Source organism: Aeromonas encheleia, assembly GCF_900637545.1.
GTDB classification, from domain to species: domain Bacteria; phylum Pseudomonadota; class Gammaproteobacteria; order Enterobacterales; family Aeromonadaceae; genus Aeromonas; species Aeromonas encheleia.
Window position 1 is genome coordinate 3,677,963 of sequence record NZ_LR134376.1, and the last position, 13,465, is coordinate 3,691,427.

General features: G+C 63.6%; 12 protein-coding genes. 6 read left to right on the forward strand and 6 right to left on the reverse strand.

Annotated features, from left to right (window positions below; translation table 11 throughout):
• Nucleotides 1-112 precede the first annotated feature (112 nt).
• Entirely contained in the window at nucleotides 113-1,456 is a 1,344-nt protein-coding gene (locus EL255_RS16950) for a UDP-glucose dehydrogenase family protein (protein ID WP_042654222.1), read from the forward strand.
• Nucleotides 1,453-2,451: an NAD-dependent epimerase gene (locus EL255_RS16955; protein WP_042654223.1), complete on the forward strand. Its 999-nt coding sequence runs from the start codon at nucleotides 1,453-1,455 to the stop codon at nucleotides 2,449-2,451. Before EL255_RS16950 ends, EL255_RS16955 begins: the two co-directional genes overlap by 4 nt.
• A gap of 67 nt (nucleotides 2,452-2,518) precedes the next feature.
• Here the strand turns inward: EL255_RS16955 and EL255_RS16960 are convergent, their stop codons facing one another.
• From EL255_RS16960 to EL255_RS16970, 3 genes are all read right to left on the reverse strand, one after another.
• The gene (locus EL255_RS16960; RefSeq protein WP_232018879.1) at nucleotides 2,519-4,186 is read right to left on the reverse strand and encodes an ArnT family glycosyltransferase; all 1,668 of its coding nucleotides are present in this window, start codon (nucleotides 4,184-4,186) and stop codon (nucleotides 2,519-2,521) included.
• Nucleotides 4,176-4,541, reverse strand: a complete 366-nt coding sequence (locus EL255_RS16965) for a lipid-A-disaccharide synthase N-terminal domain-containing protein (RefSeq protein ID WP_042654225.1) — start codon at nucleotides 4,539-4,541, stop codon at nucleotides 4,176-4,178. The genes EL255_RS16960 and EL255_RS16965 overlap by 11 nt, the downstream gene beginning before the upstream one ends.
• Before the next feature lie 198 nt (nucleotides 4,542-4,739).
• Entirely contained in the window at nucleotides 4,740-5,480 is a 741-nt protein-coding gene (locus EL255_RS16970; RefSeq protein WP_042654226.1) for a glycosyltransferase, read from the reverse strand.
• A 393-nt stretch (nucleotides 5,481-5,873) separates the two neighbouring features.
• Between EL255_RS16970 and EL255_RS16975 the strand changes: the two genes are divergently transcribed.
• The 4 genes from EL255_RS16975 (at nucleotide 5,874) to EL255_RS16990 (ending at nucleotide 10,772) form a co-directional block, all read left to right on the forward strand.
• Entirely contained in the window at nucleotides 5,874-6,683 is an 810-nt protein-coding gene (locus tag EL255_RS16975; protein ID WP_042654227.1) for a lytic transglycosylase domain-containing protein, read from the forward strand.
• A gap of 332 nt (nucleotides 6,684-7,015) precedes the next feature.
• A complete protein-coding gene (gene ettA, locus EL255_RS16980) occupies nucleotides 7,016-8,683 on the forward strand; it encodes an energy-dependent translational throttle protein EttA (RefSeq protein ID WP_042654228.1) in 1,668 nt (555 codons plus the stop codon).
• Between the two features lie 146 nt (nucleotides 8,684-8,829).
• Nucleotides 8,830-9,165 (forward strand): hypothetical protein, encoded by a 336-nt coding sequence (locus EL255_RS16985; protein ID WP_042654229.1) that lies wholly within the window; start codon nucleotides 8,830-8,832, stop codon nucleotides 9,163-9,165.
• 263 nt (nucleotides 9,166-9,428) lie between these two features.
• Nucleotides 9,429-10,772, forward strand: coding sequence for an NCS2 family permease (locus tag EL255_RS16990; RefSeq protein ID WP_042654230.1), 1,344 nt, complete (start codon nucleotides 9,429-9,431; stop codon nucleotides 10,770-10,772).
• Nucleotides 10,773-10,847: 75 nt separating this feature from the next.
• Here the strand turns inward: EL255_RS16990 and djlA are convergent, their stop codons facing one another.
• Genes djlA through EL255_RS17005 form a run of 3 tightly spaced genes read right to left on the reverse strand, consistent with a single transcriptional unit; the run spans nucleotide 10,848 to nucleotide 13,385 of the window.
• The gene (gene djlA, locus EL255_RS16995) at nucleotides 10,848-11,666 is read right to left on the reverse strand and encodes a co-chaperone DjlA (RefSeq protein WP_042654231.1); all 819 of its coding nucleotides are present in this window, start codon (nucleotides 11,664-11,666) and stop codon (nucleotides 10,848-10,850) included.
• A 19-nt stretch (nucleotides 11,667-11,685) separates the two neighbouring features.
• Nucleotides 11,686-12,360, reverse strand: a complete 675-nt coding sequence (gene murU / locus EL255_RS17000; protein ID WP_042654232.1) for an N-acetylmuramate alpha-1-phosphate uridylyltransferase MurU — start codon at nucleotides 12,358-12,360, stop codon at nucleotides 11,686-11,688.
• On the reverse strand, nucleotides 12,357-13,385 hold the full coding sequence (locus EL255_RS17005; protein ID WP_042654233.1) for an aminoglycoside phosphotransferase family protein: 1,029 nt from the start codon (nucleotides 13,383-13,385) through the stop codon (nucleotides 12,357-12,359). Before EL255_RS17005 ends, murU begins: the two co-directional genes overlap by 4 nt.
• Between the last annotated feature and the right edge of the window lie 80 nt (nucleotides 13,386-13,465).

Genomic DNA, 13,465 nt, shown 5'->3' on the forward strand with positions numbered 1-13,465 from the left:
CCTGCCCGAGCCTGACTCCAGCCTGAAAAACCAGACACAAGCCGCTGCCCGGCGCCCTGAATCGTTCTAGAATGGATGCCTTGCAACTGCCTGCATCAAGGAGCAACAGCAGATGAGAGTCGCCGTATTCGGGATAGGTTATGTGGGGCTGGTTCAGGCCGCCGTGCTGGCCGAGATGGGTCACCGGGTGACCTGTGTGGATGTGGATGCGGCCAAGGTCGAGCGCCTCAAAGAGGGCATCATTCCCATCTTCGAGCCGGGCCTCGCCCCCATGGTGCAGGCCAACCATCAGGCCGGCCGCCTGCACTTCACCACGGATGTGGCCGAGGGGGTGGGCTTCGCCGAGCTTATCTTCATTGCGGTCGGCACCCCGCCGGATGAGGACGGCTCGGCCGATCTGCAGCACGTGCTGGCGGTGGCCGGCACCATAGGCCGCCTGATGCAGGGCAGCAAGGTGGTGGTCAACAAGAGCACAGTGCCGGTCGGCACCGCCAGCCGGGTACGCCAGCATATCGCCGGCATACTGCGCGAGCGCGCCGTCGACTTCCCGCTCGAGGTGGTCTCCAACCCGGAGTTCCTCAAGGAGGGGGCCGCGGTGGCTGACTGCCTGCGGCCGGATCGCATCATCATAGGCACCGACTCCGCCCATGCCCTCTCCCTGCTGGAGGAGCTCTACGCCCCCTTCAACCGCAATCGGGATCGCATCATCCACATGGACCTGCACAGCGCCGAGCTGACCAAGTACGCCGCCAACGCCATGCTGGCCACCAAGATCTCCTTCATGAACGAGATGGCCAATCTGGCGGAGAAGCTGGGGGCCGACATAGAGTCGGTGCGCAAGGGCATAGGCGCCGATCCGCGCATCGGCTACCACTTCATCTATCCCGGCTGCGGCTACGGCGGCTCCTGCTTCCCCAAGGACGTCAAGGCGCTGATCCACACCGCGGGCGAGATCGGCTGTGATGCGCCCCTGCTGCGCTCGGTGGAGCGGGTCAACGATCGGCAGAAACACAAGCTCATCGAGCGCCTGCAGCAGCACTTCGGCGCCGATCTGACGGGGCGCACCTTCGCCCTCTGGGGACTGGCCTTCAAGCCCAACACCGACGACATGAGGGAGGCGCCGAGCCGGGTGCTGATGGAGGCGATCTGGGCCGCCGGCGGCAAGGTACAGGCGTTCGATCCCCAGGCCATGACCGAGGCCCAGCACCTCTATGGCCTGCGCGACGATCTGACCCTGTGCGGCACTCAGGAGGCAGCGCTCAAGGGGGCGGACGCCCTGCTCATCTGCACCGAGTGGCAGCAGTTCCGCGCCCCGGACTTCGAGCTTGTTCAGCGTACCCTGAAGCAGGCCGTCATCATCGACGGCCGCAACCTCTATGATCCGGCCCGCCTGCGCCAGCGCGGCTTCACCTACTACGCCATCGGCCGTGGCGACAGCCTGGAGCAGACACGATGAAGTACCTGGTCACCGGCGCCGCCGGCTTCATCGGCTTTCATGTGGTGCAGCGGCTATGCGCCGACGGCCATCAGGTGGTCGGCATCGACAACCTCAACGACTACTACGAGGTCAGCCTGAAGGAGGCACGGCTGGCACTGCTGCTGCCACTGCCCGCTTTTCGCTTCGAGCGGTGCGATCTCGCCGATCGCCCCGTCATGGCGGCGCTCTTTGCCCGCGAGCGGTTCGATCGGGTGATCCACCTGGGGGCCCAGGCCGGGGTGCGCTACTCCCTCGACAATCCGTTCGCCTATGCCGACAGCAATCTGAACGGCATGCTCACCATCCTCGAGGGCTGCCGTCATCACGGGGTGCAGCACCTGGTCTACGCCTCCTCCAGCTCTGTCTACGGTCTCAACGAGCAGATGCCGTTCAAGACCTCGGACGGGGTGGATCATCCCGTCTCCCTCTATGCGGCGAGCAAGAAGGCCAACGAGCTGATGGCCCACTCCTACTCCCATCTCTACGGCTTGCCCACCACTGGCCTGCGCTTCTTCACCGTCTACGGCCCCTGGGGACGGCCCGACATGGCGCTGTTCAAGTTCGTGCGCGCCATCCTGAGCGATGAGCCCATCGACATCTACAACCAGGGTGCGCTTAGCCGGGACTTCACCCACATCGACGATATTGTGGAGGGGGTGATCCGGGTCGCGGACAGGCCTCCCCAGGGCGACCCGAGCTGGCAGGGGGCGGCTGACGCCAGCCCGGCCCCCTACCGCATCTTCAACATCGGCAATGGCAGCCCGGTGCGGCTCATCGACTTCGTGGAGGCCATAGAGGCGGCGCTCGGCAAGCGGGCCATCCGCAACCTGCTGCCCATGCAGCCCGGGGACGTGCTGGCGACCTGGGCCGACACCGAGGCATTGTTCGATGCCACCGGCTACAGACCCCGCGTGGCACTGCCGGAGGGGGTCGCCAGCTTCGTCGACTGGTACAAGGCCTACTATGGGGTCTGACCGCGAATCAACGGGCTGAAAATGAAGAGGGGCTGCCACTGGCAGCCCCTCTTGCTAGGTCCCGGCCTCAGGGATAGCTGAACGGTTCTAGCTTGGGGGTCAACCCCTGACATGCCGGCTTGATGGCGTCCGCGCCCGCCAGCAGCCAATCGGTGCGATGGCGATTGCCGAGGTTTTCCATCTTGTTGGGCTCGAAGCACAGCACCATCAGATCGGCGGCCCCCAGTATCCAGCGTCCGGGAGCGGCCGCCACCCAGGCCGCCGCCTCGCGGGCCTGCTCCCCATCCGGCATCTGATAGGAGTAGTGGCGCAGCGGCTGTTGGCTGAACAGCAGGTGCTGCTCCTTGAAGCCGGCCAGCAGCAGCTCGTCGCCCGCCGGCACCTTCTGGGCCGCCAGTGCCATCACCCCTTGCGGCGTGCGCATGTCGTTGAGCCGCACGCAGATCCAGGTGGAGTAGATCAGCCAACCCACCGCCAGCGAGCAGAGGATGGCGCTGAGCGGCGCCCGCCGCAGCAGGGCGTTGATCAGCAGCAGTGCCACCCCCAGCGCCAGCAGGGGGATCCAGGGGGCGGGCCCCAGTTCGCCCAGCTTGTCACTGAAGGCCAGTGCCAGCGCGCCCCCCAGCCCTACGATTCCCAGCAGCCAGCCGAGCCCGCCCAACAGGCGACCCGGCCAGACCCGCGTCAGCAGAGTGCCGATGAAGGGGGCGGTCAGCAGCGCCAGCGCCGGAGTGCCCGGCGTGACGTAGACACCACGCTTGCCTGGCGACAGGGAGAAGAACAGCACCACCAGCACCAGGTAGCCGAGCAGCAGTATGATGCGCTTGTCCTGCACCTGCACCGCCTTGCGCCACTCCAGCACCAGCCAGGGCAACAACAGGGAGAGCGGCAACCAGAACGGCGGGATCACCGAGGTGAGGTAGTACCAGAAGGGTTTGACGTGATGCCAGGCGTTCGCGTAGCGGGTCACCGTCTGGCGCAGCAGTATGTTGTCCCTGTAGGCCTGCAGTATGGGATCCCCGCTCTGGGCCACGGCGAGCAGCATGGGTACCAGCCACAGGCCGATGGCCAGCAGCATGAACAGCGGCCCCGCTAGTGCCTTCAGCCAGTCGGCGCGGGAGGCGGCGCGGATCTTCTCCCTGTGGGTCCAGATTGCCGGGAGCAGGATTAGCAGGGCCACCAGCCCCACCCCCTTGGTTATGATGCCGAGCCCGGCGGCAAACCAGCCGAGCCAGTACCAGCGCCAGCCGCCGTCACAGAGCAGGAAGCGGACGAAGCCGTAGACCCCGAGGGTGATGAAGAAGGTCACCAGCGCATCGATCTGGGCCGTCTTGGCCTGCAGGGTGAACTGGACGGTGAACAGCAGCAGCAGCCCGGCCATGAAGCCCGTCGCCGGGTTCCACAGGCGGCGGCCCATGTCCCACACCAGCAGTATGGTCAGCAGACCCGCCAGCAGGGAGGGCAGCAGAAACGCCACCTTGATGGAACCGGTCAGCAGATAGCCGATGGCGATGCCCCACATAAACATGGGGGGCTTGTCCGGGTAGATCTCGCCGCCACGCATGGGGAAGAGCCATTGGCCGCTCTCCACCATCTCCTTGGCGATCAGCGCGAAGCGCGGCTCGTCGGCGGGCCAGGGGTCCCGCAGGCCGAGGCCGGCCCCCAGCACGATCAGGGCGATCAGCAGCAGCCAGCCGAGGGAGCTCTGATTGAGCAGTGAGCGGTCATTTACCATGGCGGATCTCATTGTCGTTGACGAGCTTGTCCCGCTTCCAGCCCCGGTGCTGGATATCCAGATAGAGGCTGTAGAGGGCGGTGAAGGTGGGGAAGAGATTCTGCAACACGCCGACGGAGTCCTGCTTGGGCGAGAAGACGAAGTAGCTCAGGGTCATCAGACTGCCGAGCACGCTCATGTACCAGAACATCCGGGGGATGACGGGTCGGCCGGCACGTTTGGAGGCGACGAACTGCACCAGCCAGCGGCCGCCGAACATCAGCGCCCCCGTGTAGCCGATGATCTTCCAGCCGGTGACATGCAGACCGGTCCAGTCCAGCCAGTCCAATGGCATCGAGAGCAGGGCATCGATCATATGAGGCACTCCCACCAGGGATCTTCAATGCGGTTCAAGCCGGCCAGATGCAGTCCGGTGCCATTCACCAGCCAGTCCAACGGCATCGAGAGCAGGGCATCGATCATATCAGCCACCCTTGCACACGATGATTGATGACGGCCAGATGCGGCCCGGGCCCATTGCACCAGCCCAACGACATGAAGAACAAGGCAGCCATCACTCGAGGATCTCCCTTACCTCGACCACCTTGGAACGGCGTTGCAGCCACCAGACGCCGACCACGTCCACCAGCCCGACCCAGAGCCGGTTCCAGACCCCATACTTGGAGACGCCCGCCTGGCGCGGCCTGTGGTTGACCGGCCAGGGTGACATGCGGCCCCCCTGAGCCTGGATCAGGGCCGGAATGTAGCGGTGCATGTGGTTGAAGCCGGGCAGACGCAGATACCAGTCGAGTCGCACCACCTTGAGACCGCAGCCGGTATCCGGGATGCCGTCACGCAGCAGTAGATCGCGAAAACCGTTGGCCAGCCTGGAGGAGAGCCGCTTGACCCAATCATCACGGCGATTGACCCGGTGGCCAATGAGCCCCACCTGGTTCTTGTCTGCCGCGAAACGGCGCTTGGCCTCCTCCAGCATGGCGGGAATGTCGGCCGGATCGTTCTGGCCGTCCCCGTCGAGCACCACCAGCCAGTCTCCGCGGCCATGGCGCACGCCACTGAGCACCGCCATGCTCTGGCCGACGGCCTTGCCATGGCGAACCACCCGCAACCGGGGGAAGCGCGCCTTCAGCTCGCACAGGACGGCATAGCTGTCGTCCTCGCTGCCATCATCCACGTAGATCAGTTCGTAGTCGTATTTCCCTGCCAGGGCGGCATCAATCTCACCGATGAGGGGAGCCAGATTGTCCCGCTCATCCTTGGCGGGCACCACTACAGATACATCGATTGAATCAACCATATGAACTTCCCGACTATGACGAAGGATGCAACCCATGCTGTTGCCTGCGCCGTGCAAATTGTCTCAACAGCTTAGTTAACATCATGTAAACACAAGATATTAGAGGGTAATGATGGCAGTTTATTACCCCGGAACTGATAAATCCATCAACTCGAATAAAGCAACATGATTTCCACCATCGGGCCGGCCTAGCTGCCCGTCATGGCACAACCCGAGCAGGTATTTTCTTCTTAGCTAAAAGTTCCATACCGTTTTCATCTCTGATGACTGAGCACATAACCACATGTTCCATCCCCTGGCTGGCGGCCACCCCATATAGGACCTATATCTTCCGGATGCCAATACGAGGTATCCATCATGCAGAGACTCTGCACTTGGGGTTGGGGACTCCTGATGCTGCTGACCACGACAGCACCCCATGCCGAGTCGTTTCGCCAGGCCCCCAAGGCCATGGGCGCCTTGCGCCAGGGCGCCGCCATGGAGCGCAGCAACCCGCGGCAGGCCATCGCCCATTACTGCACCGCAGCCAGCCTCGGCAACCCGGAAGCCTACTTTCGCATCGGCCGCCTGCTGGCCCGCGGACCACAGGACATCCGCAACACCCGCCACGCCAATGCCTACCTCGCCATGGCCATGCGTCTCGGCAACCAGCAGGCCGCCCGCTATTACAACGAGCGGGTGGGTAATGCGCCGCTTGGCACCTGCGGCGTCGGGGGCGGCGGCGGGGGTGCCCCCTGGATACGCCCCTCGACCCCCTTCGATCAGGATAGCTACCTGGCCAGGCAGTCCATCACCAAACAGCGGCTGGCAGTTCTCATCCGTCAGGCGGCTCACCGCCACAAGGTCAATCCCCAGCTGGCACTGGCCATCGCCATCGCCGAATCGAATCTGAACAGCCTCGCCGTCTCACCCAAACGGGCGCAGGGCGTCATGCAACTCATCCCCGAGACCCAGCAACGCTTCGGCGTGACCCGGCCGTTCGATGCGGAACAAAACATCCGGGGCGCCATGATCTATCTGAAATGGCTGGAGAAACAGTTCGGCCCTGACTGGGTCAGGATCAGCGCCGCCTACAACGCCGGTGAACAGGCCGTGGTCCGCTACGGTGGCGTCCCCCCTTATCAGGAGACCCAGGAGTATGTGCAGCGGGTGCTCTATTACTCCGGACACAAGCAACCCAAGGAGGCTCGGCCGCCACGCTGATAACGCTCGTCGGAGCGGGGCCGGCCCCATCCGGAGAGAGACTCCACAGTCCAGACCGAATCCTATCGACCCAGGCTTAAGGAAAAATTAAGCCGGCGCTCCGGACCCCTTTCCCAGCGAGCTACCCGCCACAGTGGCACTCCCCCTCCCCCTGCCCCGGGCTCTCCCGCCCGGGAGGGGCAGCCGGCTGTCCGCTTTGCCGCCCCCTTCCCATTGGTTTACAATTGACAGGTTTTTTGGAACCGGGTTGGCCTGCGCCGACCAGGCCCCACCACGACATCAGTCTGTTAATGCCAAGACATTAAGCTGCTGAAAAGGAAGAGAATTAGCCAATGGCTCAATTTATTTACACCATGAACAGGGTCGGCAAGGTCGTGCCGCCCAAGCGTCATATTCTCAAGAACATCTCCCTCTCCTTCTTCCCGGGCGCCAAGATTGGCGTATTGGGCCTGAATGGGTCTGGAAAATCAACACTGCTGCGCATCATGGCGGGGATCGACACCGAGATCGAGGGGGAAGCCCGTCCGCAACCCGGCATCAAGATCGGCTACCTGCCCCAGGAGCCCAAGCTGGATCCGGAGCAGACCGTCCGCGAAGCGGTCGAAGAGGCGGTCGGCGACGTCAAACGCGCCATGGCTCGCCTGGACGAGGTCTATGCGGCCTACGCCGACCCGGATGCCGACTTCGACAAGCTGGCCCGTGAACAGGGCGAGCTGGAGGCCATCATCGCCGCCCAGGGCGGTCACAACATGGAAAACCAGCTGGAGCGTGCGGCCGATGCCCTGCGCCTGCCGGCCTGGGACGCCAAGATCCAGCACCTCTCCGGTGGTGAGCGCCGCCGCGTGGCCCTGTGCCGCCTGCTGCTGGAGAAGCCGGACATGCTGCTGCTGGATGAGCCGACCAACCACCTGGATGCGGAATCCGTAGCCTGGCTGGAGCGCTTCCTGCACGACTACGAGGGCACTGTGGTGGCCATCACCCACGACCGCTACTTCCTCGACAACGTGGCGGGCTGGATCCTGGAGCTGGACCGCGGCGAGGGCATCCCCTGGGAAGGCAACTACTCCTCCTGGCTGGAGCAGAAAGATGCGCGTCTGGCGCAGGAAGCCAGCTCAGAGGCGGCTCGTCGCAAGTCCATCGAGAAAGAGCTGGAGTGGGTGCGTCAGAACCCGAAGGGTCGTCAGGCCAAATCCAAGGCCCGTATGGCTCGCTTCGAGGAGCTCAATACCAACGACTACCAGAAGCGCAACGAGACCAACGAGCTGTTCATTCCGCCAGGACCCCGCCTCGGCGACAAGGTGGTGGACGTGGCGAACCTGTGCAAGTCCTACGGTGATCGGCAGCTGATCGACGATCTCTCCTTCTCCATTCCGAAGGGAGCCATCGTCGGCATCATAGGACCGAACGGGGCCGGTAAGTCCACCCTGTTCCGCATGATGTCGGGTCAGGAGCAGCCGGACTCCGGCGCCATCACCCTGGGCGATACCGTGGTGCTGGCCTCGGTGGATCAGTTCCGCGACAGCATGGACGACAAGAAGACGGTGTTCCAAGAAGTGGCCGACGGTCAGGATATCCTGCGCATCGGCAGCTACGAGTTCCCGAGCCGCGCCTATATCGGCCGCTTCAACTTCAAGGGCGCCGATCAACAGAAGCGGGTCGGCGAGCTGTCCGGTGGCGAGCGTGGCCGTCTGCACCTGGCCAAGCTGCTGCAGACCGGCGGCAACGTGCTGCTGCTGGATGAACCGACCAACGATCTGGACATCGAGACCCTGCGCGCCCTGGAGAACGCCCTGCTGGAGTTCCCGGGCTGTGCCATGGTCATCTCCCACGATCGCTGGTTCCTCGACCGTATCGCCACCCACATCCTGGACTACCAGGACGAGGGCAAGATCGCCTTCTTCGAAGGCAACTTCACCGAATACGAAGAGTGGAAGAAGAAGACCTATGGTGCCGACGCGGTGCAACCACACCGAGCCAAGTACAAACGCATCACCAAGTAAGTGAGCCTTGTGATGGAGCGAGGTGGCCCAACCGCACCGCTCCAGCTATACAAGTGCATCAGAACGCGTGACAAGGGGAGCCCAGGCTCCCCTTTTTGCTGCCTTTTGCTTACAATCTCCCCGCGTCCCCCTACCGATGCCAACCGATGACCCAGACCAGCCCTACCGCGAAGAGACTCACCATCCAGATCCGGATCGAACCCGGCTGCCTCGGGCCGGATGGCAAGGTACACATAGATACCTTCTGCACCGCCGCCGGCCGGGTCTTCGCCGCCCTCGAGCCCGAGCGGCTGAGCTGGGTGCTGCTGCCGCGCCATGACAAGCAGTTGCCCGAGCAGGAGTTCCTCTTCGAGGGGCGCAAGCTGAGCGAGGCGCAGGCCAGCCTGCTGCTGCAGCGCATGGGCCTGACCCTGGCCACTCTGCAGGAGCGCAGCGATGCCGTGCTGGCCCAGCTGGTCGAGCGCTACTTCAAGACGCTCTGAACCTTCCCCCGATGGCAAACGGCCTCTATCGAGTTCCATTTTTGTTGTTCAAATAGCAAACGTTTGAATTTTTGCTCTATTCATTGATCCGTCTCGCAGATCCGGGGTTTGTAAACGGCGCCGCCTGTGTGAAAATGTGCGCGCTGTCACGGTATCAGGACGAGTCTGGTCACTCAGTCGCCAGAAACAGGGCCATTTACCCCGCATGGATGGGATTGGCCGTTCGCCTGCTGCTTATTTCACGTCACCCATTGGAATCCAACATGAATCAACAACACCAAGCTGCCAGCCAGGCCGCCGGGCAAGGATTGCTTGAGCGCCTGTTTGCCCTGCGAGGCCATGGCACCACGGCCCGCACCGAGGTCATCGCCGGCATCACCACCTTCCTGACCATGGTCTACATCGTATTCGTCAACCCGCAGATCCTCTCCAACGCGGGCATGGATACCCAGGCGGTGTTCGTCACCACCTGCCTCATCGCCGGCATCGGCAGCATTCTGATGGGCCTGTTGGCCAACCTGCCCATCGCCCTGGCTCCCGCCATGGGCCTCAACGCCTTCTTCGCCTTCGTGGTGGTGGCTGGCATGGGCTACTCCTGGCAGGTCGGTATGGGCACCATCTTCTGGGGGGCGCTGGGTCTGCTGATCCTCACCCTGCTGCGGGTGCGCTACTGGCTGATCGCCAACATTCCGCTCACCCTGCGGGTCGGCATCACCGCCGGTATCGGCCTGCTCATCGCCCTGCTCGGTCTGCACAACGCCGGCATAGTGGTGGCGAGCCCGGCCACCATGGTGACGGTGGGCAACCTCACCTCACTGCCCTGCCTGCTGGGCTTTCTCGGCTTCTTCCTGATCTGCATCTTCTCCGCCCGCGGCGTGCACTCCGCCGTGCTGATCGCCATCGTGGTCACCACCACCCTGGGCTGGCTGTTTGGCGACGTGACCTTCAAGGGCTTCGTCTCCATGCCGCCGAGCATAGCCCCGGTGTTTGGTCAGCTGGATCTGATGGGCTCGCTGGACATCAGTCTCGCGGGGATCATCTTCTCCTTCATGCTGGTCAACCTGTTCGACTCCTCCGGCACCCTGATCGGGGTCACCACCCGCGCCAAGCTGGCCGATGAGCAGGGCCGCTTCCCGCGCATGAAGCAGGCGCTGGTGGTCGACAGCATCAGCTCTGTGGGTGGTGCCTTCATGGGCACCTCCTCCGTCACCGCCTATATCGAGAGCAGCTCGGGCGTCGCCGTCGGTGGTCGCACCGGCCTGACCGCCATAGTCGTAGGCGTCTTGTTCCTGCTGGCGATCTTCTTCTCCCCCATCGCCGCCATGGTGCCGGCCTATGCCGCGGCTGGCGCCCTCATCTACGTGGGCGTGCTGATGTGCTCCGAGCTGACCAAGGTGAAGTGGGAAGACCTGACCGAGGCGGTGCCGGCCTTCATGACCGCGGTCATGATGCCGTTCAGCTTCTCCATCACCGAGGGGATCGCCGTGGGCTTCATCTCCTACTGCGTGATGAAGGCGGGCACCGGTCGCTGGCGCGAGATCAACCCCTGCGTGCTGGTGGTCGCCTTGCTGTTCGTGCTGAAGTTCGTCTGGATCGACGCCCACTAAGCGCCGATGACGCAAACAAAAATGCCAGTCTCTCGACTGGCATTTTTTATGGCTGACGGGCAATGACCCGGCTGGTTAGCGGATGCCGCGCGCCTCGCGGATCCACTCCCAGGCCTGCTGGATCTCCTGGGTCTTCTCCTTCGCCATCTCCATCATCTCCGGCGGCAGCCCCTTGGCGGCCAGCTTGTCCGGGTGGTGCTTGCTCATCTCCTTGCGATAGGCGCGCTTGATGTCCTGATCGCTGTCGCTCTCGCTCACCCCCAGCAGCTGATAAGAATCCTTGAGACGATCCGCCGAGGGGGCCTCCTGCCGGTATTGCTGCTGCCCGCCGCCCTGCTGCTGGCGGTGGAAGAAGTTCATCTGTGCCTCGGCCATGGCCAGGATGCGCCCCAGCTCGATGCGGCTGAAGCCGAGCTCATCGGCGATGGTCTGCAGTATGGCACGCTCATCGGCCTCGACCCTGCCATCGGCGAAAGCGGCCTGCAGCTGCACCTCCAGGAAGAAGCGCAATATGTCGCGCTGGCCGAGGCTGGCGCGGCGAAACTCGGCCAGGGTCTCCCGCAGCGGGAAGCCGCTCTCCTTGCCCTGACGGAACGACTCTTGCGCCCGCACCCGCTGTTCGCCGGAGAGCCGCATCCTGTCCATCAGATTGGACGCGACCCGGATCTCATGCTCGGTGACCTGGCCGCTCGCCTTGGCGATGTGGCCCATGACGGCGAAGGTGGCGTGAAAGAACACCGCCTGCTGTTGCTGGCTGGGTGCACGCCGAAACGCTCCCTGGATACCCATGCCCCGATCGAAGCGATGACCGAGCCAGAGGCCGAGCAGGGCGCCGAAGATGTTGCCGAGCAGAAAACCGAAGAAGGCGCCAAGCACCTTACCCCAAATACGCATGGTTCAAGACCTCATGATGTTAATGAGTGCGTCCTTGCACTTGCAGTTGTTCATCCAGCTCGCGCAACCGATCGACGGTACCGATATCCCGCCATTCACCGGCCAGCAAGGCACCGCCGACCCGGCCTTGCGCCATCCAGTCGCGCAGCAGGGGCGCCAGTTTGCGCGCCCCGGTTGCCAGTCCGGCAAAGGCGGCGGGCCGATAGAGCCCGACGCCGCTGAAGGTCAGCGCCGGTGTATCCAGCACCCGGCCGGCTTGCAGGGAGAAATCGCCCTGAGGATGTTGCGTTGGATTAGGTACCAGCCAGAGGTGAGCCAGATCCTCCCCCAGCGGTTGGTTGACCAGGGTGCGATAATCCAGATCGAGCCAGGTATCGCCGTTGATCACCAGAAACGGCTCGGCGCCGAGCAGCGCCAATGCCTGCACTATGCCGCCGGCGGTCTCCAGCGCACTCGCTTCGGCCGACCACTGGATGCTCACCCCGAATTGGCTGCCGTCCCCCAGCGCCTCGAGCAGCTTGTGGCCGAGCCAGGCGTGGTTGATGACCAGTTCGGTCACCCCGGCCGCCTTGAGCTTCTCGATATGGTGCACGATGAGCGGCTTGCCCCCCACCGCCAGCAGCGGCTTGGGCAGCACGTCAGTCAGCGGGCGCATCCGCTCGCCACGGCCCGCGGCCAGGATCATCGCCTTCATGGCTGCTCCCCGGCGGCTCGTGCTTCTGCCACTTGGGCCAGGCCCGGCAGCACTATCTGCCGCAACCAGGCGCCGAAGCGGGCCAGCACCGGATAGTCGGCGCCGTGCAGCTCGCACACCTCCACCACATAGCCCAGAGTACGGGGGATATCCTTGAGGTAACCTGACTTGCCATCGCGATGATAGAGCCGGGTGAAGATGCCCGCCGCCTTCAGGTGGCGCTGCATACCGGTGAGATCGGCATGGCGACGGAAGCTGGCATAGTCGAGCCCGCCGAGCAGCCGGGCCTGACTCAGAACGTCGTAACCCTGGCGCATGCCCTGCTCGATCACCGCATCGGGCCAGCGCACGTAGCAATCCTTCAGCAGCGAGACGAGATCATAGCTGAGAGGGCCTATGACCATGTCCTGAAAATCGATGATGGCGAGGGTGCTGTCAGCCGGGGTCGGCTCGCCGCAGACCATCAGGTTGCGGCTGTGAAAGTCCCGGTGCATCACCCCCTGGGGCTGGGCCAGGTTGTTGGCGGTGAGGCAGGCGAAGGTATCGTCAAGCAGCTGTTGCTCGTCCCCGTTCAGGGCAAGCTGCAGGTGCTGACCAAGCAACCACTCGGGGAAGATGGCATCTTCACGGGCCATGAAGGCAGTATCAAACGGCTCAAGCGCCAGCTCGACCGCGCAGAGCCGGGGTAGCAGCGCTATGGCCTTGCCGTACCAGGCCTGCACGCTGTGCGCGTCAAGGCAGCCGATGAGCTGGGTATCGCCAAGGTCCGTCACCGCCAGCAGACCCTGCTCATAGTCCACCGCCCTGACCTCGGGGGCTAACAGTTCCATGGCGTGCAGGGCGGCGGCATTGCGGACGAATTCATGATTTTTTTCGGTTTTCGGATTAGCATCCACCCACACCAGGCCGCCGCCACGGAAGTAGCGGCGAAAACTGGCGTCACCGGAGATCAGGGTCAATTGAAGGTTGGCATCACCGGATATCCGGCGCGCCCATTGCAGTAACAGGGAATTGCGATCATGCATGAGTCGGGGACCAAATTGGAAAGCAGCACTTGGCTGTTAGCCCTGGCCGCAATAATGCTTTATCATTGCCGGCTAACATA

Excerpts from the sequence above, each read along its gene's own strand:
- EL255_RS16950 (WP_042654222.1), top strand. The coding sequence starts at position 113 with ATGAGAGTCGCCGTATTCGGGATAGGTTATGTGGGGCTGGTTCAGGCC.
- EL255_RS16955 (WP_042654223.1), top strand. The coding sequence starts at position 1,453 with ATGAAGTACCTGGTCACCGGCGCCGCCGGCTTCATCGGCTTTCATGTG.
- EL255_RS16960 (WP_232018879.1), bottom strand. The coding sequence starts at position 4,186 with ATGGTAAATGACCGCTCACTGCTCAATCAGAGCTCCCTCGGCTGGCTG.
- EL255_RS16965 (WP_042654225.1), bottom strand. The coding sequence starts at position 4,541 with ATGATCGATGCCCTGCTCTCGATGCCATTGGACTGGCTGGACTGGACC.
- EL255_RS16970 (WP_042654226.1), bottom strand. The coding sequence starts at position 5,480 with ATGGTTGATTCAATCGATGTATCTGTAGTGGTGCCCGCCAAGGATGAG.
- EL255_RS16975 (WP_042654227.1), top strand. The coding sequence starts at position 5,874 with ATGCTGCTGACCACGACAGCACCCCATGCCGAGTCGTTTCGCCAGGCC.
- ettA (WP_042654228.1), top strand. The coding sequence starts at position 7,016 with ATGGCTCAATTTATTTACACCATGAACAGGGTCGGCAAGGTCGTGCCG.
- EL255_RS16985 (WP_042654229.1), top strand. The coding sequence starts at position 8,830 with ATGACCCAGACCAGCCCTACCGCGAAGAGACTCACCATCCAGATCCGG.
- EL255_RS16990 (WP_042654230.1), top strand. The coding sequence starts at position 9,429 with ATGAATCAACAACACCAAGCTGCCAGCCAGGCCGCCGGGCAAGGATTG.
- djlA (WP_042654231.1), bottom strand. The coding sequence starts at position 11,666 with ATGCGTATTTGGGGTAAGGTGCTTGGCGCCTTCTTCGGTTTTCTGCTC.
- murU (WP_042654232.1), bottom strand. The coding sequence starts at position 12,360 with ATGAAGGCGATGATCCTGGCCGCGGGCCGTGGCGAGCGGATGCGCCCG.
- EL255_RS17005 (WP_042654233.1), bottom strand. The coding sequence starts at position 13,385 with ATGCATGATCGCAATTCCCTGTTACTGCAATGGGCGCGCCGGATATCC.